This window comes from Azohydromonas australica DSM 1124 (genome assembly GCF_000430725.1).
Lineage (GTDB): Bacteria > Pseudomonadota > Gammaproteobacteria > Burkholderiales > Burkholderiaceae_C > Azohydromonas > Azohydromonas australica.
Genome location: NZ_KE387203.1, coordinates 19696 through 39635, shown reverse-complemented (window position 1 = coordinate 39635; position 19940 = coordinate 19696). Strand labels below are relative to the sequence as shown.

General features: G+C 71.4%; 15 protein-coding genes and 1 tRNA gene. 10 read left to right on the top strand and 6 right to left on the bottom strand.

Annotated elements, in window-relative coordinates:
* Positions 1-22 precede the first annotated feature (22 nt).
* Complete coding sequence (ispF, locus tag H537_RS56555; RefSeq protein WP_028999129.1) at positions 23-1294, top strand: 2-C-methyl-D-erythritol 2,4-cyclodiphosphate synthase; 1272 nt, start codon at positions 23-25, stop codon at positions 1292-1294.
* Between the two features lie 45 nt (positions 1295-1339).
* Here ispF and H537_RS0119305 read toward each other — a convergent pair whose 3' ends face one another.
* A complete protein-coding gene (locus H537_RS0119305) occupies positions 1340-2815 on the bottom strand; it encodes a sensor histidine kinase family protein (protein ID WP_238446736.1) in 1476 nt (491 codons plus the stop codon).
* Positions 2787-3521 carry an osmolarity response regulator transcription factor OmpR gene (gene ompR, locus H537_RS0119300; protein ID WP_028999127.1) on the bottom strand — a complete coding sequence of 245 codons (735 nt, stop codon included), beginning with the start codon at positions 3519-3521 and terminating at the stop codon, positions 2787-2789. Before ompR ends, H537_RS0119305 begins: the two co-directional genes overlap by 29 nt.
* 177 nt (positions 3522-3698) lie before the next feature.
* On the opposite strand from ompR, the gene H537_RS0119295 reads away from it, so the two are divergent.
* Complete coding sequence (locus tag H537_RS0119295; protein WP_028999126.1) at positions 3699-4412, top strand: SIMPL domain-containing protein; 714 nt, start codon at positions 3699-3701, stop codon at positions 4410-4412.
* A gap of 55 nt (positions 4413-4467) precedes the next feature.
* Here H537_RS0119295 and H537_RS0119290 read toward each other — a convergent pair whose 3' ends face one another.
* Positions 4468-5238 (bottom strand): 3-hydroxybutyrate dehydrogenase, encoded by a 771-nt coding sequence (locus tag H537_RS0119290; RefSeq protein WP_028999125.1) that lies wholly within the window; start codon positions 5236-5238, stop codon positions 4468-4470.
* Positions 5239-5289: 51 nt separating this feature from the next.
* Between H537_RS0119290 and H537_RS0119285 the strand changes: the two genes are divergently transcribed.
* The 3 genes from H537_RS0119285 (at position 5290) to H537_RS0119275 (ending at position 8657) form a co-directional block, all read left to right on the top strand.
* Positions 5290-6159 (top strand): alpha/beta fold hydrolase, encoded by an 870-nt coding sequence (locus H537_RS0119285; protein WP_028999124.1) that lies wholly within the window; start codon positions 5290-5292, stop codon positions 6157-6159.
* A gap of 68 nt (positions 6160-6227) precedes the next feature.
* On the top strand, positions 6228-8408 hold the full coding sequence (locus H537_RS0119280) for a RelA/SpoT family protein (protein WP_238446735.1): 2181 nt from the start codon (positions 6228-6230) through the stop codon (positions 8406-8408).
* Positions 8409-8580: 172 nt separating this feature from the next.
* Positions 8581-8657 (top strand) — tRNA-Val (locus tag H537_RS0119275).
* Between the two features lie 108 nt (positions 8658-8765).
* Here the strand turns inward: H537_RS0119275 and H537_RS0119270 are convergent.
* Complete coding sequence (locus H537_RS0119270) at positions 8766-9629, bottom strand: lytic transglycosylase domain-containing protein (protein WP_028999122.1); 864 nt, start codon at positions 9627-9629, stop codon at positions 8766-8768.
* Between the two features lie 267 nt (positions 9630-9896).
* Here H537_RS0119270 and H537_RS0119265 point away from each other — a divergent pair, with 267 nt between their 5' ends.
* Positions 9897-11462 carry a UbiD family decarboxylase gene (locus H537_RS0119265; RefSeq protein ID WP_028999121.1) on the top strand — a complete coding sequence of 522 codons (1566 nt, stop codon included), beginning with the start codon at positions 9897-9899 and terminating at the stop codon, positions 11460-11462.
* Positions 11463-11669: 207 nt separating this feature from the next.
* On the opposite strand, the gene H537_RS0119260 is transcribed toward H537_RS0119265, so the two are convergent.
* A complete protein-coding gene (locus tag H537_RS0119260; protein ID WP_028999120.1) occupies positions 11670-12467 on the bottom strand; it encodes a YdcF family protein in 798 nt (265 codons plus the stop codon).
* A gap of 68 nt (positions 12468-12535) precedes the next feature.
* Here H537_RS0119260 and H537_RS0119255 point away from each other — a divergent pair, with 68 nt between their 5' ends.
* From H537_RS0119255 to msrA, 3 genes are all read left to right on the top strand, one after another.
* A complete protein-coding gene (locus H537_RS0119255; protein WP_028999119.1) occupies positions 12536-16291 on the top strand; it encodes a DUF748 domain-containing protein in 3756 nt (1251 codons plus the stop codon).
* Positions 16292-16508: 217 nt separating this feature from the next.
* Entirely contained in the window at positions 16509-17750 is a 1242-nt protein-coding gene (locus H537_RS0119250) for a PQQ-dependent sugar dehydrogenase (RefSeq protein WP_238446756.1), read from the top strand.
* Positions 17751-17879: 129 nt separating this feature from the next.
* Complete coding sequence (gene msrA, locus H537_RS0119245; protein ID WP_028999117.1) at positions 17880-18413, top strand: peptide-methionine (S)-S-oxide reductase MsrA; 534 nt, start codon at positions 17880-17882, stop codon at positions 18411-18413.
* Between the two features lie 95 nt (positions 18414-18508).
* Here the strand turns inward: msrA and pdxH are convergent, their stop codons facing one another.
* A complete protein-coding gene (pdxH, locus tag H537_RS0119240; protein ID WP_028999116.1) occupies positions 18509-19147 on the bottom strand; it encodes a pyridoxamine 5'-phosphate oxidase in 639 nt (212 codons plus the stop codon).
* A 136-nt stretch (positions 19148-19283) separates the two neighbouring features.
* Here pdxH and H537_RS44290 point away from each other — a divergent pair, with 136 nt between their 5' ends.
* On the top strand, positions 19284-19934 hold the full coding sequence (locus tag H537_RS44290; RefSeq protein WP_064736003.1) for a nucleotidyltransferase family protein: 651 nt from the start codon (positions 19284-19286) through the stop codon (positions 19932-19934).
* Positions 19935-19940: the final 6 nt, after the last annotated feature.

The following is a 19940-nucleotide window of genomic DNA, read 5'->3' as shown; positions in this document are numbered from 1 at the left end:
CAAATTCTAGAATCCGCACCCGATGACCTCCCTCGTTCATGGGCCAGCGCCGCGCTGCTACGCGCTCGTGCCCTGCGCCGGCACCGGTAGCCGCTCCGGCGCCGACCGTCCCAAGCAGTACGTTTCCATCGCCGGCCGCACGCTGGTGGCCCACACCCTGCACGCGCTCGCGCGCGTGCCGCGCCTGACGGCCACGCTGGTGGTGCTGGCGCCCGACGACGGCGACCAGTTCGATGCCGCCGTGCCGGGCTGGCGCGGCGATGCCCGCATCTGGAGCGCCCATCGCGGCGGCGCCACCCGCGCCGCGACCGTGGCGGCCGGGCTGGAAGAACTGCTCGCGCGCGGCGCCGCGCCAGACGACTGGGTGCTGGTGCACGACGCGGCGCGCTGCCTGGTGCGACCGGCGTGGGTGATGAGCCTGATCGAGTCCTGCGAACAGGACGAGGTGGGCGGGCTGCTGGCGCTGCCGGTGGCCGACACGCTCAAGCAGGAAGAGGGCGGGCGCGTCGCCGCCACCATCGACCGGCAGGCGAAGTGGGCGGCGCAGACGCCGCAGATGTTCCGCATCGGGCTGCTGCGCCGCGCGCTGACCGAAGCGGGCGATGCCGTCACCGACGAGGCCAGCGCGATCGAGTCGCTGGGCCTGCGCCCGAGGCTGGTGCCGGGGGCGCTGGAGAATTTCAAACTGACCTGGCCGGCCGATTTCGGGCTGGCGGAAAGACTGCTGCAGACCATGACGCCCGCATCCGACCCCTCCCTGGCGCAAGCCGCTGCCGTTGCCGCCACTGAGCCGAGCGACAGGCGCGCGGTGATCCCTCTGCTTCGCATCGGCGAGGGCTGGGACGTGCACCAGCTGGTGGAAGGCCGCCCGCTGGTGCTGGGCGGCATCACCGTGCCGCACACGCACGGGCTGCTGGGCCACTCGGACGCGGACGCGCTGCTGCACGCGCTCACCGACGCGCTGCTGGGCGCGGCGGGGCTGGGCGACATCGGGCGCCACTTCCCGGACACCGACGCCGCCTTCAAGGGCGCCGATTCCGCCGTGCTGCTGGCCGAGACCACGCGCCGGGTACGGGCCGAGGGCTGGGAGATCGTGAACGTGGACTCGACCATCGTGGCCCAGGCGCCCAAGCTCGCGCCGCACATCCAGGCCATGCGCGAGCGCGTCGCGCAGGTGCTGGGCATCGGGGCCGAGCGCGTCAACGTCAAGGCCAAGACGGCCGAGAAGCTGGGGCCGGTGGGGGAGAAGCGGGCGATCGAGGCGCGGGCGGTGTGCCTGCTGTGCAAGGCCTGAGGCGCCGGGCGGCGTGAGCCGCGGGCCGGCGCCCCAGGCGCGGGCTCAAGGCGCCCGCTTCAGCCGCACGTGCGCGATGAGCCCGCCTTCGGGCGCATTGGCCAGCTCCAGCCGGCCGCCCATGCGCTGCAGCGACTTGTCCACGATCGCCAGGCCCAGGCCGGCGCCGGTGGCGGCGGTGCGGGCGGTGTCGCCGCGGTAGAAGGGCGTGGTCAGCTGCGCCAGGCGCGCCGGCGGCACGCCGGGGCCGTGGTCGCGCACGCTCACGATCACCCAGGGACCGCTGCGCGTGTAGCTCACCATCACCAGCGCGGGGCCGCCGCCCTCGCCGCGGCCGTAGCGGCGTGCGTTCTCGAACAGGTTGGCGAAGACGCGGCCGAGCTCGGTGTCGTCGGCCAGCACCATCAGGTCGATCGCCACGCGGGCGCTGATGCGGATCTGCGTGGGATCGCGGAAGGCGGCGGCCTCGCGCTCGATCAGCGCCGACAGGTTCACCGGCACCAGCGGCGCGTCGCCCGGGCGGGCGTAGTCCATGAACTTGTCGATGATCGCGTCGAGCTGGTCGATGTCCATGGCCATGTTGCGGCGCGCTTCCTCGTCCTGCACGCTCATCTCGGCCTCCAGCCGCAGCCGCGCCAGCGGGGTGCGCAGATCGTGCGAGATGCCGGCGAGCATCACGGCGCGGTCTTCCTCCACCTTGGCCAGCTCGCGCGCCATGCGGTTGAAGCCCATGTTCACCTCGCGGATCTCGCTGGTGAGCGTGTTCTCGTCGAGCTGCGACTCGTACTCGCCCTCGCGGATGCGGCTGGCGGCGAAGGACAGGTCGCGCAGCGGCTGGTTGATCAGCCGGGCGATGGCCGCCGAGCCCAGCAGCGTGGCGATGAAGGCGATGCCCACCCAGACGAACCAGGTGCCGCCGGTGAGCGGGTACACGCGGTTGGCCTCGGCCTGCAGCCAGTAGGCGTCCTTCTCGATGGTGAAGCCCACCCAGAGGCCGTCCACGCCGTTGACGCTGCGGGCGAGGATGGTGTCCTCGTCCAGCCGCGCGCGCAGCTCGCGCCCGATGCGGCGCGTGAAGCGGTCGGTCTCGAAGGGTTCCCAGCGGTGGCCGGGCTCGCGCGGCAGGACCTTGACCGCCTCCTCCTCGCTCATCGTCTTGACGACGGCGACGCGGTGGATGCTGTCGGAGTAGCGCAGTGCCGCGCGGGAGAGGTTGACGAGGCTGGCGATCTGCTGCGCCGACTGCACCGCGCGCGGCTCCAGCTCCAGCGCGCGCAGCGTCTGCACCCAGGCGAAGATGCCGCCGCCCAGCAGCAGCGCCAGCAGGAAGAAGGTGCGCCAGAACAGGCTCAGCGCCAGGGATTGGCGCTGGCGCCGGGTGGTGGTTCGCGGCAGCAGCCGGCGCAGGCGGCGGCGCAGGCTGCTTTGCTTGGCGGACGGCGCCGGGGGCTGCCGCGTCGTGCCCTCGGCCTCGGGCGTGGATGGACCGATGTCAGCTTGCGCCATCGGGGACGAAGACATAGCCCACACCCCAGACCGTCTGGATGTAGCGCGGCTGCGCCGGGTCGGGTTCGATCATCTTGCGCAGGCGCGAGATCTGCACGTCCAGGCTGCGGTCGAAGGGCTCGAACTCGCGGCCCCGCGCCAGCTGCGCCAGCTTGTCGCGCGACAGCGGCTGGCGCGGATGCCGCACCAGCGCCTTGAGCATCGAGAACTCGCCCGTGGTCAGCGCCATCTGCTCGCCGTCCTTGGTGAGGCGGCGCAGCGAGAGGTCGAACTCGAAGGGGCCGAAGTTCACGACCTGCGGCTCCTTGGACGGCGCACCCGGCGCTTCCAGCGCGGGGCGCCGGCGCAGCACGGCGTGGATGCGCGCGAGCAGCTCGCGCGGGTTGAAGGGCTTGGGCAGGTAGTCGTCGGCGCCGACTTCCAGGCCGACGATGCGGTCCACGTCCTCCACCTTGGCGGTGAGCATGATGATGGGCGTGGAGTCGTTGGCGGCGCGCAGGCGCCGGCAGATCGACAAGCCGTCCTCACCGGGCAGCATCAGGTCCAGCACGATGAGGTCGATGGTTTCGCGCGTGAGCACGCGGTTGAGCGCCTTGGCGTCTTCGGCCAGCAGAACCTCAAAGCCTTCCTGCGTCAGATAGCGGCGCAGCAGATCGCGGATGCGCGCGTCGTCATCGACGACGACGACACGGTCCGGACGAGGATTTGCAGGGGTGTTCATAACGGACTCCCTATTTGTAACGGCGGCATTGTGAACAAGTTGACGCCGGGGTTTCGGCGCGTTTCGCACCTCTGTTACAACTCTTTCGGCCTTCAAGGCGGGCCCAGAAGCGTTACAGAGTGTCGTTCCGCCATCCTTCGATGCGATTTTCTACCCCCCTCTTTGGAGTGTTCCCACATGATCAGAGATTTTGTCCTTGCTTCCTGGCTGGGCCTCGCAGCCCTGAGCCCGGCGCTGGCGCAGGCGCAATCGCAGCCGCTGCTGCCGACGCCGCAGCGCGTGCTCACGCTCAGCGCCGCCGCCAGCATGGACGTGCCCAACGACTGGCTGACGCTGAGCTTCAGCACCACGCGCGAGGGCACCGACGCCTCGGCGGTGCAGTCGGCGCTGCGCCAGGCGCTGGACGCCGCGCTGGCCGAGGCGCGCAGGGTGGCCAAGCCCGGGCAGGTCGAGTTGCGCGCGGGCAACCTGTCGGTCTACCCGCGCTACAACCCCAAGGGCGGCATCAACGGCTGGCAGGGCAGCACGGAGCTGACCGTGGAGGGCCGCGACATGACGGTCATCGCGCAGCTGGCGCCGCGCATCAGCAGCATGAGCATCGCGCGGGTGGGCTACTCGCTCTCGCGCGAGGCGCGGGAGCAGGTCGAGTCCGAGGTCGGCGCGCGCGCCATCGAGCGCTACAAGAAGCGCGCCGATGAGGTCACGCGCCAGTTCGGCTTCAACCGCTGGAGCCTGCGCGAGGTGCAGCTCAACACCGACGCGCCGATGCCGCCGGTGCCGATGATGCGGGCCAAGACCATGGCCGCGTCAGCGGCCGACGAGGCGCTGCCGGTGGAGCCGGGGCGCGGACAGGTCAACGCCATGGTCACCGGCTCGATCCAGATGGAGTGAGCGCGGGCCGGCGGCGCGGACGCCTTGCAGTCGGCGCCTCGCGCGCCGGCATCATTTATTGAGCGACCCAGCCGCCGTCGACGTTGAAGGCCACGCCGCGGATGTTGTCGGCCGCGCGCGAGCACAGGAACACCGCCAGCTCGCCGAGCTGCTCGGGGGTGGTGAACTGCATGGAAGGCTGCTTGTCGCCCAGCAGTCGGCGCTTGGCCTCCTCGAACTCCACGCCGTCGGCCTGTGCGCGGGCCTGCACCTGCTTTTCCACCAGCGGCGTCAGCACCCAGCCCGGGCAAATGGCGTTGACGGTCACGGGCGTGGTGGCCGTCTCCAGCGCCACGGACTTGGTGAAGCCCACCAGCCCGTGCTTGGCCGCCACGTAGGCCGACTTCTGCGCCGAAGCCACCAGGCCGTGCACGGAAGCCAGGTTGATGATGCGGCCCCAGCCGCGCTGCTTCATGCCCGGCAGCGCCAGCCGCGTAGTGTGGAAGGCCGAGCTCAGGTTGATGGCCAGGATGGCGTCCCATTTCTCGGTCGGGAAATCCTCCACCGCCGCCACGTGCTGGATGCCGGCGTTGTTGACCAGGATGTCCACCGCGCCGAACTCGGCCTCGGCCGCTTTCACCATCGCCTCGATCTCCGCGGGCTTGCTCATGTCGGCACCGTGGTACGACACCCGGGTGCCGAGGGCGCGAACCTCGGCCAGCGCTGCCTCGCTGTCGCCGAAGCCGTTGAGCACGATGTTGGCGCCTTGTTGCGCCAGGCACTTGGCGATGCCCAGCCCGATGCCGCTGGTGGATCCGGTGACGAGGGCGGTCTTTGCCTTGAGCATGAATGGCCTCCTTGGGTTGATACGATGGTTCAAAGACAAACGGGAGCCATCATGAACGATTCGCCGAGGCTGATTCACGTGCCCTGCCTGCGCCCCGGCGCGCTCTACCGCATGGCGTGCTGGGAGTGGGGCGACCCGGCCAACGAGCGCGTGCTGGTGTGCGTGCACGGCCTCACGCGCCAGGGGCGCGACTTCGACACCCTTGCGCGCGCCCTGTGCCATGAATACCGCGTGGTGTGCCCGGACGTGCTCGGCCGCGGCCACTCCGACTGGCTGCAGGATCCGGGCGGCTACAGCGTGCCCTTCTACGTTTCGGACATGGTCAACCTGCTGGCGCGGCTGGATGCACGCGAGATCGACTGGGTGGGCACGTCCATGGGCGGGCTCATCGGCATGGGCCTGGGCTCGCTGGCGGGCGCGCCGCTGCGGCGCATGGTGCTCAACGACGTCGGCCCGTCGCTGGAGTACGAAGGCCTGCTGCGCATTGCCGACTACGTCGGCGAGAAGCGGTACTGGGACAGCGAGGAGGAGGCTGCGGCGTTCCTGCGCAGCATCGCTGAGGGCTTCGGCCCGCACACGGCCGAGCAATGGCTGGCGCTGTGCCGGCCGCAGCTCAAGGCCGAGGGCTCGGGCTTCACGCTGCACTACGACCTGAGCATCGCCGAGGTGTTCAAGACGGTTACGCCGGAGTCGGTCGCGGCCGGCAACGCGGCGCTGTGGCATGCCTATGAGGCACTGCGCTGCCAGGTGCTGCTGCTGCGCGGCGCGGAGTCGGACCTGCTGTCGCATGCCGCCGCGCAGGCGATGACGCAGCGCGGCCCGCGCGCGAAGCTGGTCGAGTTCGAGGGCGTGGGCCACGCGCCGATGCTGGTGCAGCCCGACCAGGTCGAGGCGGTGCGCGATTTCCTGTTGTCCCCATGAGAAGCCTGCAATCGGAATGGGTCACGGCGCGGCCGGCGACTATCGTTGAGTTGGCGGAGCTGCCGGAGATGCCGGCCTCCGCCGAAGGGGCGCTGTCGCCCGAGGACGCCGGGCTGCTGGCGCTGCAGCGCGCGCGGGCCTTCGCCGAGCCGCTGCTGTGGCAGCGCGCCCTGGACACCGGCGAGGACGTGCTCGCGCACGCGGACGGCGTGTGCGCGGTGCTGCGCAGCATCGGCGCGGCGCCGGCGATGCAGGCCGCCGCCTACCTGGTCTACGCCAGCGACTACCTGCAGAAGCCCGAGGAGGTGCTGGAGAAGGCCTTCGGCGCGTCCTATGCCGGGCTGGTGAGCCACACGCGGCAGCTGGTGCAGATCCAGCGCGCGGCGCGCCAGGCGCGCGTGGAGGAGCCCGCGCGCGCGCTGCAGACCGAGCGCGTGCGCAAGATGCTGCTGGCCTTCTCGCGCGACCTGCGTGTGGTGCTGCTGCGCCTGGCCTCGCGGCTGCAGACGCTGCGCTGGTACGCCGCGAGCAAGCTGCCGTGTCCGCAGGACCTGGCGCTGGAGTCGCAGCACGTGTTCGCGCCGCTGGCCAACCGGCTGGGCATCTGGCAGATCAAATGGGAGCTGGAGGACCTGGCTTTCCGCTTCCTGCAGCCGGCCGAGTACAAGCGCATCGCCACGCTGCTGCACGAGAAGCGCAGCGAGCGCGAGCAGGGCGTGGAGCGCTTCCGCGCCGAGCTGGCGCAGGAGCTGGCCGAGGTCGGCATCCACGCCAGCGTGCAGGGGCGGCCCAAGCACATCTACAGCATCTATAAAAAGATGCAGGGCAAGCGGCTGGGCTTCGAGCGCGTGCTGGACCTGCGTGCGCTGCGCGTGGTGGTGGACGACGTGCCGCAGTGCTATGCGGCGCTGGCGCGCGTGCACGAGCGCTACCGGCCGCTGGAAGGCGAGTTCGACGACTACATCGCCAAGCCCAAAGCCAACGGCTACCAGTCGCTGCACACGGTGGTGCTCGACGACGAGGACCGGCCGGTGGAGGTGCAGATCCGCACCCGCGCCATGCACGAGCATGCCGAGTACGGCGTCGCGGCGCACTGGGCCTACAAGGAGGCGGGTGCGCGCGGCTACGCCGGTGTCAGCGCCGCGGGCGAGTTCGAGGAGCGCGTGGCCGAGGCGCGCAAGGCCGTGCTGCGCCAGCTGCTGGCCTGGGAGCGGGACTTCGTGCAGGCCGGCGAGCCCGGCGCCTTCGACCGCATCTACGTCTTCACGCCGCAGGCCACCGTGGTGGAGCTGCCCGCCGGCGCCACGCCGGTGGACTTTGCCTACGCGGTGCACACCGACCTCGGCCACCGCTGCCGCGGCGCGCGCGTGGACGGGGCGCTGGTGCCGCTGAACACGCCGCTGCGCAGCGGGCAGACGGTGGAGGTCAGCGCGACCAAGGAGGGCGGCCCGTCGCTGGACTGGCTCAACCCGGAGCTGTGCTATCTCGCCAGCCCGCGGGCGCGCTCCAAGGTGCGCGCGTGGTTCAACGCGCTGGCGCAGCGCGACACCATCGCCCGCGGACGCGAGGCGGTGGAGAAGCTGCTGCAGCGCGAGGGCCGCACGGCGCTCAAACTTGAAGACTTGGCCTCGCGGCTGGGCTTCAGGAGCGCCGACGCGCTGTTCGAGGTGGTAGGCAAGGACGAGTACTCGCTGCGCAACATCGAGCAGCTGCTGCGCCCGGCCGAGCCGGCGCCGCCGCTGGAAGAACTCGTCACCAAGCGCGCCACCGCGCCCGAAGGTGGCCCGCGCGGCGGCGTGCTGGTGGTGGGCGTGGAATCGCTGCTCACGAACCTCGCGCGTTGCTGCCGCCCGGCGCCGCCGGATGCCATCGCCGGCTTCGTCACCCGCGGCAAGGGCGTGGCGGTGCACCGGGCCGACTGCGTGAACTTCCGCCACGCCGCGCAGCAGGCGCCCGAGCGCGTCATCGCCGTGGCGTGGGGCAAGCCGCGCGGCGACAAGGCCGCGCTGTACCCGGTGGGCGTGACCGTGGAAGCCGCGGACCGTCCCGGGCTGCTGCGCGACATCTCCGAGCTCTTCGCCAAGGAGAAGATGAAGGTCACGGACATGCAGATGCAGTCGGTGCGCGACGTGCACGGCGGCAGCACGCGTATGAACATCACCGTCGAGGTCAACGACGCGGCGCGGCTGGCGCAGGTGCTGCAGCAGGTGCAGCGCATCGGCGGCGTGCGGCGCGCGGCGCGGCGCTGAGCGCAGGTACTGGAGACGGGTGTGGGGCAGGGCGTCGAGCCGTCGAACCGCACCCGTTTTCAGCTTCGGCCAGCTTCAGGAAGTGGGGCGAAGCAAATTCTTCAAATTTTTCGCCAAAGGTGCTTGCACAGGTGACAAAAGTGCGTCTAGAATAGCGGCTTCAGCAAACGACAGGCGCGTAGCTCAGCTGGTTAGAGCACCACCTTGACATGGTGGGGGTCGTTGGTTCGAGTCCAATCGCGCCTACCAATCGCAAGCCCTTGACGAGTGATCTCGTCAAGGGCTTTTCGCTTTTGGTGCCGCAAAAAAACCGCTGCGAATGCAGCGGGTCGGAAGCTGGAGAAGGTTCGTCGCGCTTCAGCGCAGTGCGATCACCTGGTTGCTCGCCGCGGCGGCGGTCTGCTCGGCCGCGTTGACGTTGGCGGGCGCCGGACGCGCTGCCGGGGCCGGCATCGGGGCGTTGACCGGCACGCCGCGGCCGCTGGCCACCTGGCGCAGATAGCTCTGCTCCGCCAGCACCTTGCCCACGTAGCCACCGTCCTCCTCCAGATTGGCCGCGCCGACGTAGTGGCGCAGCCCTGCTTCCAGGCCGCCGCCGGCGCGGGCGATGCACTCCTTGAGCACCTGCACGCCCACGCGCAGGTTCGTGACCGGGTCGAAGGCCGCCAGCGTGCCGCCGAAGCGCTCGTACTTGTCGTCGTGCACCCGCGTCATCACCTGCATCAGCCCCTGTGCGCCCACGGCGCTTTGGGCGAAGGGATTGAAGCTGGACTCCACGGCCATGATGGCCAGGATCAGCGTAGGCTCCAGCCCGGCCTTCTGGCCGACCTGCCACGCTTCCTGCACCAGGCGGCTGATCGGCTCCGGCGCCACGCGGTAGCGGCGCGACAGCCACTTGGCGACGGCCGCCTGCTGGCGGTCGAGCTCCTTCGGGTTGGTCGCGGTGGCGCGGGCCACGCCTTGCGGATCGGACAGCGTCACCAGCAGGTCGCCGTCGCGCTCGGCGCGGGCCTCGTGGCGGGATTGCAGCCAGTCCAGCGCTGCGCGTTCGACCTCGTGACGCAGGTCGGCGTGGCTGCTGCCGAAGGCCAGCACCGCCACGACTGCGAGCCCAACCAGGGCCAGGGTGTTGTGGCTGACTTGAAGCAGCCCGGAAAAGACGTCGCGCAGGAAGACGGCGACCGAGGCGCGCAGGGCGCGCAACATGACAAGCGCTGTCATTGCTCTCCTTTCGTCCACCGGCGCGGCGTCCGCGTGCCCAGCTTGGGGCTGGCACGGACGCCACAAGAGCGGCGGCGATAATGGTTCGGCAGCAGGCCCGCACTGGTCGGGCCCTTCCGCAGCGCCATGGACGCCACGGGCTGCAAGGCAGCGTTCCCCCTGAATAGGGGATCGGGACAACCCTGGTCTCCGCCAGGTGGACTCATTCTAGGAACGGTTCAAATAACCGGTCAAGAATATCAATCCACTCTCTTATAGCTACAGGTAATGAAATACCGCGACCTGCGGGACTTCGTCGCGCAACTTGAACGCCTGGGCGAGCTGCGTCGCGTGAGCGAACCGGTGTCGCCCCGGCTGGAAATGACGGCGCTGAGCGACCGCGTGCTGCAGGCCGGCGGGCCGGCGCTGTGGTTCGAGAAGCCCATCGGCCACGACATGCCGGTGCTGGCAAATCTCTTCGGCACGCCGCGCCGCGTGGCGCTGGGCATGGGGGCGCAGGACACCGCCGAGCTGCGCGAGATCGGCCGGCTGCTGGCCAGCCTCAAGGAGCCCGAGCCCCCGGGCGGGCTCAAGGACGCCGGGCGGCTGCTGCACATGGCCAAGGCACTGTGGGACATGAAGCCCGCGCGCGTGTCCTCGCCCGCGTGCCAGGCGCAGGTGCTGCAGGGCAACGAGGTGGACCTGCACCGGCTGCCGATCCAGCTGTGCTGGCCCGGCGACGCCGGCCCGCTGCTGACCTGGGGCCTGGTGATCACGCGCGGGCCGCAGTCGGTGGCGCAGCCGCGCACGCGCCAGAACCTGGGCATTTACCGCCAACAGCTCATCGGGCGGCGCGAGCTGATCATGCGCTGGCTGGCGCACCGCGGCGGCGCGCTCGACTTCCGCGAGTTCGCCCGCGCCAACCCTGGTAAACCGTTCCCGATCGCGGTGGCGCTGGGCGCCGACCCGGCCACGCTGCTGGGCGCGGTCACGCCGGTGCCGGACACGCTGTCGGAGTACCAGTTCGCCGGCCTGCTGCGCGGCAGCCGCACCGAGCTGGCCGAAACCTCGGTGGGCGAGGGCGCCTTGAAGTTGCAGGCGCCGGCCAGCGCCGAGATCGTGCTGGAGGGGCACATCCCCACGGCCGAATCGGGCTACGAGGGCGTGAGCGAGGACGGCGTGCCGCTCAAGGAGCGCGGCGGCTACCTGCACGCGCTCGAAGGCCCCTTCGGCGACCACACCGGCTACTACAACGAGCAGGACTGGTTCCCCGTGTTCCGCGTGGACCGGCTCACGCAGCGCAAGGACCCGGTCTACCACTCCACCTACACCGGCAAGCCGCCCGACGAGCCCGCGGTGCTGGGCGTGGCACTGAACGAGGTGTTCGTGCCCATCCTGCAGAAGCAGTTCCCGGAGATCGTGGACTTCTACCTGCCGCCCGAAGGCTGCAGCTACCGCCTGGCGGTCATCTCGATCCGCAAGGCCTACCCGGGCCACGCCAAGCGGCTGATGTTCGGGCTGTGGAGCTTCCTGCGCCAGTTCATGTACACCAAGTTCATCGTGGTCACGGACGAGGACGTGAACATCCGCGACTGGCGCGACGTGATCTGGGCCATCACCACGCGCATGGACCCGGTGCGCGACGCGACGCTGGTGTCGGACACGCCGATCGACTACCTGGACTTCGCTTCGCCCGTGAGCGGACTGGGCGGCAAGATGGGCCTGGACGCAACCAACAAGTGGCCCGGCGAGACCAGCCGCGAGTGGGGCCGCACCATCACGATGGAGCCCGCGGTGCAGTCTCGAATGGACGCACTTTTTGAGCGTCTCATGTCTCGCGGTCCCGGCGCGTGATGTCCCTGCCGCAGCCGTCGCCAAGCTTGTAGCGGTCCCGGCGCTGCGCTACCTTTGCCTCGCCTGCTGCGGCAGGTTCATGCAAGTGGCGCAGTCTTCTGCGCAACAGGAGCCCCGGACCGCCTACCTCCGGAGCCCCATCGGCGGTGGCAATCGCCCGTCCCCTCCGCGCCCTGGCGCGGAGGGGTTCGCTTTTCTGGGGCCGCCTCAGGCGCCCATGAGCAGGCCGATGCGCTCGCGCAGCACCTGGCGCATCAGCGTGAAGCCCTCGCTGCTGGGCAGCCAGCGCAGCAGCGGCTGCTCCACGCGCGGCGCCAGGCCGATCGGCGCCGGCGTCACGCGCAACGTCATGCCCGCCGCCGCGGCGGCCTGCTCGAAGGCGCGCTGCGCGCGCGGCATGTGCCAGTCCTGTGTCACCAGCACGATGTCGGTGATGCCCTGCGTGCGCAGCAGCGCCAGCGTGCGCGCGGCGTTCTCGCGCGTGTCGCGCGAGCCGCTTTCCGTCCAGCGCAGCGGGTGCCTGAACTCGTCGCGCGCGATGCGGGCCGCCACTGTGGCCTCGGCCTCGCCGGGCAGGCCGGCGTGGCCCACGCCGCCGCTGAAGCCCAGCCCCAGGCCACTGCCGCGTGACAGCCAGATGCCGTAGCGCAGCCGCTCCAGCGACCACGGGCTCAGGTTGGACGTGCCGTACTCCGGCGCCAGGTTCTCGCTGCCACCGCCGAGCACGACGATGGTGGCCTGCGCCGGCTGCAGCGCCTTCAGCGCGGCCGGGTTCACGGCCGGCGGGGGCGCCAGCAGCCGTTGCCGGGCCCATTCCGCCGCCCCCGCGCAGGCCCCCAGCCACAGCGCCAGCACCGCCACGCCCATCAGCAGCGTGCCCAGCGCGCGCCGGCGCAGCCTGAAGCCCAGCAGCACCAGCAGCAGCGCCGGCACGGGTGGCAGCAGCAGCGTGCCCAGCGCCGGCTTCCAGGCCTCCAGGCCCAGCCGCATCACAATCTCGTTCATTGGTTGTTCCCTCACCCCGGGTGGCGCGCATTGTGCGCAGGCCGCCCGCACTGATCCGCAATAAACAAATGTTCAAGGGCAAGCGTGCGGCGCGATGGCTGGCCGCGCTGGTGATCGCATTGGGAGTGCTGTGGCTGCTGGGCGCGCTGGCGCTGCCGCCACTGTTGAAATGGCAACTGCAGCAGCGCGGCAGCGAGCTGCTGGGCCGCGAGCTGCGCGTGGACAGCATCCGCTTCACGCCCTGGAACCTGCGGCTCACCGTCGAGGGCATCACGCTGGCCGGCGCGCCGCAGGCCGAGGGCGCCGCCGCGCCGGCGCCGCAGGCGCAGGTCGAGCGCCTGCTGCTCAACCTGGAGGCCAGCTCGCTGTGGCGGCGCGCCCCGGTGCTCAGCGCCATCGAGCTCACCGCGCCGCGGCTGCGCGTCACGCGCCGCGCCGACGGCGGCACCGACCTCGACGACATGCTGCAGCGGTTGAGCGCTCAACCGAAGACCGAGAGCACCGAGGACGCGCCGCCGCCGCGCTTCGCGCTGCACAACCTGCGCCTGGAGCGCGGCGAGCTGATCTACCAGGACGAGACGCGCCACGTGCGCCACGAGCTGCGCGAGCTGAACGTGGAGCTGCCCTTCATCTCCAGCCTGCCCGCGGACGTGGAGACGCAGGTGCAGCCGCGCCTGGCCTTCATCCTCGACGGCAGCCGCTTCGACAGCGGCGCCCGCGCCACGCCCTTCTCGCGCCACCGCGACAGCACGCTGGAGCTGAGCCTGGAGGCGCTGGATCTCGCGTCCCTGAGCCCGTACCTGCCCAGCAGCCTGAACCTGAAGCTGGAGCGCGGCCGGTTCGGCACGCGGCTGCAGCTGCGCTTCCGCCTGGCCGACGACGGCACGCCGGAGCTGGACGTGCAGGGCCGGCTGCAGGCGCAGGACCTGGCGCTGGCCGACAGCCGCGGCGAGCCGCTGCTGGGCTGGAAGTCACTGCAGGTGGAGGTCCAGCCCTCGCAGCCGCTGCGTCGGCGCATCGCGCTCGGCCCCGTCAGCCTGGAGGGGCTCGACGTGCACGCAGGGCGGGATGCGCAAGGGCGGCTGCTGCCGGCCCTGGGCGGCTCCGGGGCTTCCGGGGCCGGCGCGACGGCGAAGCCCGCCACGGAAAGCGCCTCGGCGGCCTCGGCCGCGGCGGCCGGCGCGGCGTCCGAGGCCGCCTGGAAAGTGTCGGCGCAGGCGCTGGAGATCAAGGGCGCGGCGCTGCACTGGCGCGACGACGCGCTGAAGCTGCGCTGGCGCGTGGAGGCGCTCGACGCCCAGGCGCGCGAGCTGCAATGGCCGCTGCAGGCCGCCATGCCTTTCGAGGCCTCGGCACGGCTGCGGCCGGAGGAGGGCGGCGCCGACGTCCCGGCCGGGGAGCTGAAGCTGTCGGGCAACGCCGCGGCCGAGGGCGGCACGCTGAATTTCGATCTGAAGGCGCTGCCGTTGCGCCCGCTGGCGCCGCTGCTGGCGCAGGCGCTGCGTCCGCTGCCGGAAGGCCAGCTCGGCGTGCAGGGCCAGCTGGCCTGGACGCCCGCCGGGCTGCAGACGGTGGAGCTGGCGCAGGCGCGGCTGGACCGGCTGCGCCTGCTGGACCCGGCTGCCCCGTCCGCGCCGCCGCTGGTGGCCTGGGACGCGCTGGCGCTGGAGGCCGTGCGCGTCGCGCTGCCGGGCCAGGCGGTGGAGATCGGCCGGCTGCGCCTGCAGGCGCCCGCGCTGCAGCTCGCGCGCGATGCCGAGGGCCGGCTCAACGCGCTGTCGTGGTTCCCGTCGGCCGCGGATGCGCCGGCTGCGGCCACGCCGGCGCCGCCCCGCAACGGCGCGGCGGCCGGTCCCGCCTGGCGCGTGCGGCTGGGCCAGCTGCAGATCGACGACGGCCGCGTGCGCTGGCGCGACGCGCAGCCGCTGCCGCAGGCGCCGGTGGCGCTGGAGCTGTCGAAGCTGCAGCTGGCGCTGCAGGACCTGCAGTGGCCCCTGGCCGGCGGCGCGCGGCGCGCCAGCCTGGGCCTGCAGCTCATCGACCCGGAGGACAAGACGCCCGGCCGCGTGCAGTGGAACGGCCGGCTGCAGCTGGAGCCGCTGGCGCTGGACGGGCGCTGGCGCATCGAGCGGCTGCCGATGCACCTGCTGCAGGCCTACGCCGGCGGCGCGCTGCCGCTGCACCTGCTGCACGGCGAGGCCGGCTTCGACGGCGACGTCAGCCTCGCGCTCGGCACGGACGGGCCGCGCGTGCAGCTGCGCGGCGACGCGCTGCTGGGCGGCGTGCACGTGGTCGCCGCGCGCGGGCAGACCGAGGACGACGAGCTGCTGAGCTGGCAATCGCTGGCGTTCAAGGGCCTGAATGCCTCGGTGTTGCCCGGCAATAAACCGCGCGTGGAGCTGCAGGCCACGACGCTGTCGGACTTCTTCGCCCGCCTGGTGGTCACGGAGCAGGGCCGCTTCAACCTGCAGGACCTGCGCGGCCGTCCCGTGCTTGACACCGACGGCGCCGCGGCCTCGGGCGCGCCCACCGCCTCGGCACCCGCGGCGGATGCGTCCGCCTCCGCTGCCAAGCGCGACGGCGTGGCGATCGGCGAGCCCTTGCCCAAGCGCACGCGCGAGCTGCCGCTGGACCTGGTGCTGGGCAGCACCACGCTGCTCAACGGCCGCATCGACTTCAACGACCGCTTCGTCCGTCCCAACTACAGCGCCGAGCTCACCGAGCTCAACGGCATGCTGGGGCCGCTGCGCTCGGACAGCCCGGGCCTGGCGCCGTTGTCGCTGCGCGGCCGGGCCGCGGGCAGCGCAGCGCTGGACATCCAGGGCACGCTCAACCCGCTGAACGACCCGCCGGAGCTCAACATCGAGGCCCACGCCACCGGGCTGGAGCTGCCGCCGCTGTCGCCCTACGCCGGCAAGTACGCCGGCTACGCCATCGAGCGCGGCAAGCTCAGCGTGGACCTCAACTACCGCATCAACAACGAGGGCCGGCTGCAGGCGCGCAACCGCCTCACGCTCAACCAGCTCACTTTCGGCGAACGCGTGGAGTCGCCCAGCGCCACCAAGCTGCCGGTGCTGCTGGCGGTGTCGCTGCTCAAGGACCGCCACGGCAACATCGACCTGGACCTGCCCGTCAGCGGCAGCCTCGACGACCCGCAGTTCAGCATCGGCGGCGTGATCCTGCGCCTCATCGGCAACCTGCTGCTCAAGGCGCTGACCTCGCCCTTCGCGCTGCTGGCCGGCGCCAGCGGCCCCGACCTCAGCCGCGTGGCCTTCGACCCCGGCAGCGCGTTGCCGGCCGCAGACGGGCGCGAGGTGCTGCAGCAGGCGGCCAAGGCACTGCAGGACAAGCCCGAGCTGCAGACCACCCTTACCGGCGAGGCCGACTTGCAGGCCGAGGCCGAGCCCATCCGCCGCGCGCAGCTGGAGGCGCGCATCCGCACCGAGCAGCGCCGTCAGGCGCTGCGCGCCGGCGCGGCTGCGCAGGCCGAGCTGCCGCCGCCCACGCCCGCCGAACGCGAGGCGCTGCTGCGCCGCATCTATGCCGACACGGCGCTGCCCAACAAGCCGCGCAACCTCATCGGCCTGGCGCGCGAGCTGCCGCCGGCTGAGATGGAGCAGCGGCTGCTGGCGGCCATCGCCGTCACCGAGGACAGCGCGCGCCAGCTTGCGGTGCAGCGCGCGCTGGCGGTGCGCGACGCGCTCATCGCGCAGGGCGTGCCGGGCGAGCGGCTGTTCGTGGCCGCGCCGCGGCTGCACGAGGCCAAGGCGGATGGCGAGAAGGCGGCGGCCTGGGCGCCGCAGGTGGAGCTGTCGCTGCGCTGAAACGGCACGCCTGCCGCCATCCGGGGCGGCGTGCCCTAGGGACTTGCCCCATCTGCCTGCGTGCCGGGGCCGCGCTCACAGTGCGCGAGCCCGGTGCCAAGGCGGTGCCGGACTGGCCGTGCCGCCCCCGTTGCGGCGGCAACGGCACAACGGTGAAGGAGACAAGCCTGTGAAGCCCCTCAACCGACCGTTCGCCCTGAGTCTGCTGGCCGGCGCGCTGCTGCTGGCCGGTGTCGCGAGAGCGCAACCCGCGGCGCCCGGCGCGTCCGCCAACATCGAGAAACTCAAGCAGTTCAAGGTTTCGGGCACCGACCTCAACATCCCGCCGGTGCCGCAGGAAGGCAAGAACGCCAACGCCATCCGCGAGAACCTCAAGCGCGTGAAGCTGCCGCCGGGCTTCAAGATCGATCTCTACGCCGTCGTGCCCGATGCGCGCCACATGGCCGTGGCGCCCACCGCCAACATGCTGTTCGTGGGCACGCGCAAGACCACCGTCTGGGCCGTCACGGACCGCAACTCCGACGGCACGGCCGACGAGGTGAAACCCTTCGCGCCCAGCCTGAACTTCAAGAACCCCAACGGCGTGTGCTGGACCCGGGACGGCTTCCTCATCGTCGCCGAGCACAACCGGGTGCTGAATTTCCCCGCAGCCGAGTTCTTCTACGAGGGCCCCGACGTGGCGGTGGCCGAGGTGGTGCCGCAGGGCGGGCTGATCCCGGTGGAGGAGGAGTCCTTCAACCACGGCGCGCGCACCTGCCGCATCGGCCCGGACAAGAAGCTCTACGTCACGCTGGGCCAGCCCTTCAACGTGCCCCCGCGCGAGAAGCTCGACCTCTACAACAAGTGGGGCATCGGCGGCATCGTGCGCATGGAGCTCGACGGCAGCAAGCGCGAGGTGTTCGCCACGGGCGTGCGCAACTCCGTGGGCATGGACTTCAATCCCAAGGACGGCACGCTCTGGTTCACCGACAACCAGACCGACGGCATGGGCGACGACATCCCCAACGGGGAGATCAACCGCGCCACCAAGGCGGGCCAGTTCTTCGGCTACCCGTGGATCCAGGGCAAGACGCGCATCACCGAGCACAAGTACGACAAGGACCCGCTGCCGCCCAACGTCACCGCCGCGCAGGTGCTGACCGAGGCGCACGCGGCCGACCTGGGGCTGGTCTTCTACACCGGCCGGCAGTTCCCGGCGAAGTACCAGGGCGGCCTGTTCTCGGCCCAGCACGGCTCGTGGAACCGCACCAAGCCCAACGGCGCGCAGCTGCTGTTCACCTCGCTCAAGCCCGACGGCACGGCCGACAAGACCGAGGTCTTCGCCAGCGGCTGGCTGGACGACGAGACCGGCACGCTGCGCGGGCGCCCGGTGGACGTGGCGGTGATGAAGGACGGCTCGCTGCTGGTGTCCGACGACTACGCCGGCGCGATCTACCGCATCACCTACCAGCAGCCCTGAGCCGCGGCGCGGGCCGCCTGGCGCTTTGGCCCGGCGCTTCGACCTGCGCGGCGGAAGGGCTGATCCGCCGCGCCGCAGAATCGCCGCGTCGCGGCCGCGCTGGGCGGCCGCATGCGAAAGGAGGCGCAGATGGCGTCCGAGACGATCACCCTGGGCGGCGGCTGCTTCTGGTGCACGGAGGCGGTGTACGAGCTGGTCGACGGGGTGCTGGCGGTGGAGTCCGGCTACACCAACGGCCACGTGGTGCGGCCGAGCTACGAGCAGGTGTGCCAAGGTGACACAGGCCACGCGGAAGTGGTGCGTGTCACTTTCGATCCGCAGCGCATCCCGCTGCGCGAGGTGCTGGAGATCTTCTTCACCATCCACGACCCCACCACGCGCAACCGCCAGGGCAACGACGTGGGGCCGCAGTACCGCTCCGGCATCTACACCCATGACGAGGCGCAGGCGGCGGTGGCGCGCGAGGTGCTGGCCGAGGTGAACGAGGCGCTGGGCGGGCGCGTGGTCACGGAGCTGGTGCCCGAGGAGAACTACTCCCGGGCTGAGGACTACCACCAGCACTACTTCGCCAACCACCCCGGGCAGGGCTACTGCGCCTTCGTGGTGGCGCCCAAGGTGGAGAAGTTCAGGAAGACGTTCAAGCAGCGGGTGAAAGCTTCCTGAGCTGCAGGCGCCGTTCGCCCTGAGCTTGTCGAAGGGCTTGCCGCCGGAGTGGGCGGCACGGCTTCGACAGGCTCAGCCCGAACGGGTTCGTGGATTCACGGCGCCAGCCGCTCGCGCACCCACAGGCCGTCCTGCAGCCGGTAGCGCAGCCGGTCGTGCAGGCGCGACTTGCGGCCCTGCCAGAACTCCCAGCGGTCGGGCACCAGCCGGAAGCCGCCCCAGTGCGGCGGGCGCGGCGGGTTGAGTCCGAAGCGCACGCCGGCCTTGGCGGCATTGGCCACCAGCACCGTGCGGCCGCTGATCACCTCGCTCTGCGGCGAAGCCCAGGCGCCCAGGCGCGAATCCAGCGGGCGCGAGTTGAAATAAGCATCCGACTCCTCGGCGCTGGTCTTCTCCACGCGGCCCTCGATGCGCACCACGCGCTCCAGCTCGACCCAGTGAAACTGCAGCGCCGCGAAGGGGTTCTGCGCCAGCTCGCGGCCCTTGCGGCTGTCGTAGTTCGTGTACCAGACGATGCCGCGCGCATCGCAGCCCTTGATCAGCACCACGCGCGTGGAAGGCCGGCCATCGGGCCCGACGGTGGCCACGGTCATGGCATTGGGCTCGGGCAGCTGCGCTTCCAGCGCCTGCTGCAGCCACAGCTCGAACTGCCGCAGCGGGTCGGCCTGTGAGGCCTCTTCATCGAGTTCGGCGCGCTCATAGCTCTTGCGCAAATCGGCGAGTCGGGTATCCATGGACCAAGGATAAACCCTGGACCAAGGGGGATCTCTTACTCGGTGCGCCCTAGGGACAGTTCCCACTTTGATTCTTGCTGCGGTGCAACGAGACTGCCGCCCTTGGGGCACCCGGAGGTGTTCGCGGAGGTCAAGGATGGTGCTCGATATGGCTTTCTGCCCCACGGTGATCGTGCTGGCCGCTGGTCGCGGCAGCCGCTTCTACGGTCCGCTGCGCGCTCCGCGCCAGCTTGACGATGCCGACATGCTCGATGCCACGCTGCGCCAGGCTGTCGCTAGTGAGCTGCCGGTCCTGGTGGTGACCACGCCCAGGCTCGAAGCCAGCGCCCGTGCCCACGTGGCCGCGCGCGACGTGGTGGTCCTGCCCGAGGTGAAGCAGCCCGACGGCGGCACGGCGGTGCCGAGCTTGAGCGACTGCATCGCGGCCGGTGTCGGCACGCGGCCAGGCGCCTCGGGCTGGGTGGTGCTGCCGGCCGACATGCCGCTGGTGCAGCCCGGCACGCTGGTGGCGGTGGCGCAGGCGCTGCGCGTGCACGCGGTAGCCTATGCCCAGCACGCCGGCCGGCGCGGCCACCCGGTGGGCTTCGCCGCGGAGCTGTACTCGGAGCTGGTCCAGCTGCCCGACGACAGCGGCGCGCGCCGCCTGGTGGCGCGCTACCCCTCCTGCGGCGTGGACGTGGACGATCCCGGCACGCAGCTGGACCTGGAATCGCTGCGCGACCTGGCCGAGCCGGTCGCCCCGCCGCCGGGGCCGCGCGCCTGGGCGCCGGCGCCGCCGGCCTTCTGATCCTCT

What these genes read in the sequence shown, in the direction of transcription:
- ispF (WP_028999129.1), top strand. Translation starts at nt 23, where the DNA reads ATGACCTCCCTCGTTCATGGGCCAGCGCCGCGCTGCTACGCGCTCGTG.
- H537_RS0119305 (WP_238446736.1), bottom strand. Translation starts at nt 2,815, where the DNA reads ATGTCTTCGTCCCCGATGGCGCAAGCTGACATCGGTCCATCCACGCCC.
- ompR (WP_028999127.1), bottom strand. Translation starts at nt 3,521, where the DNA reads ATGAACACCCCTGCAAATCCTCGTCCGGACCGTGTCGTCGTCGTCGAT.
- H537_RS0119295 (WP_028999126.1), top strand. Translation starts at nt 3,699, where the DNA reads ATGATCAGAGATTTTGTCCTTGCTTCCTGGCTGGGCCTCGCAGCCCTG.
- H537_RS0119290 (WP_028999125.1), bottom strand. Translation starts at nt 5,238, where the DNA reads ATGCTCAAGGCAAAGACCGCCCTCGTCACCGGATCCACCAGCGGCATC.
- H537_RS0119285 (WP_028999124.1), top strand. Translation starts at nt 5,290, where the DNA reads ATGAACGATTCGCCGAGGCTGATTCACGTGCCCTGCCTGCGCCCCGGC.
- H537_RS0119280 (WP_238446735.1), top strand. Translation starts at nt 6,228, where the DNA reads ATGCCGGCCTCCGCCGAAGGGGCGCTGTCGCCCGAGGACGCCGGGCTG.
- H537_RS0119270 (WP_028999122.1), bottom strand. Translation starts at nt 9,629, where the DNA reads ATGACAGCGCTTGTCATGTTGCGCGCCCTGCGCGCCTCGGTCGCCGTC.
- H537_RS0119265 (WP_028999121.1), top strand. Translation starts at nt 9,897, where the DNA reads ATGAAATACCGCGACCTGCGGGACTTCGTCGCGCAACTTGAACGCCTG.
- H537_RS0119260 (WP_028999120.1), bottom strand. Translation starts at nt 12,467, where the DNA reads ATGAACGAGATTGTGATGCGGCTGGGCCTGGAGGCCTGGAAGCCGGCG.
- H537_RS0119255 (WP_028999119.1), top strand. Translation starts at nt 12,536, where the DNA reads ATGTTCAAGGGCAAGCGTGCGGCGCGATGGCTGGCCGCGCTGGTGATC.
- msrA (WP_028999117.1), top strand. Translation starts at nt 17,880, where the DNA reads ATGGCGTCCGAGACGATCACCCTGGGCGGCGGCTGCTTCTGGTGCACG.
- pdxH (WP_028999116.1), bottom strand. Translation starts at nt 19,147, where the DNA reads ATGGATACCCGACTCGCCGATTTGCGCAAGAGCTATGAGCGCGCCGAA.
- H537_RS44290 (WP_064736003.1), top strand. Translation starts at nt 19,284, where the DNA reads ATGGTGCTCGATATGGCTTTCTGCCCCACGGTGATCGTGCTGGCCGCT.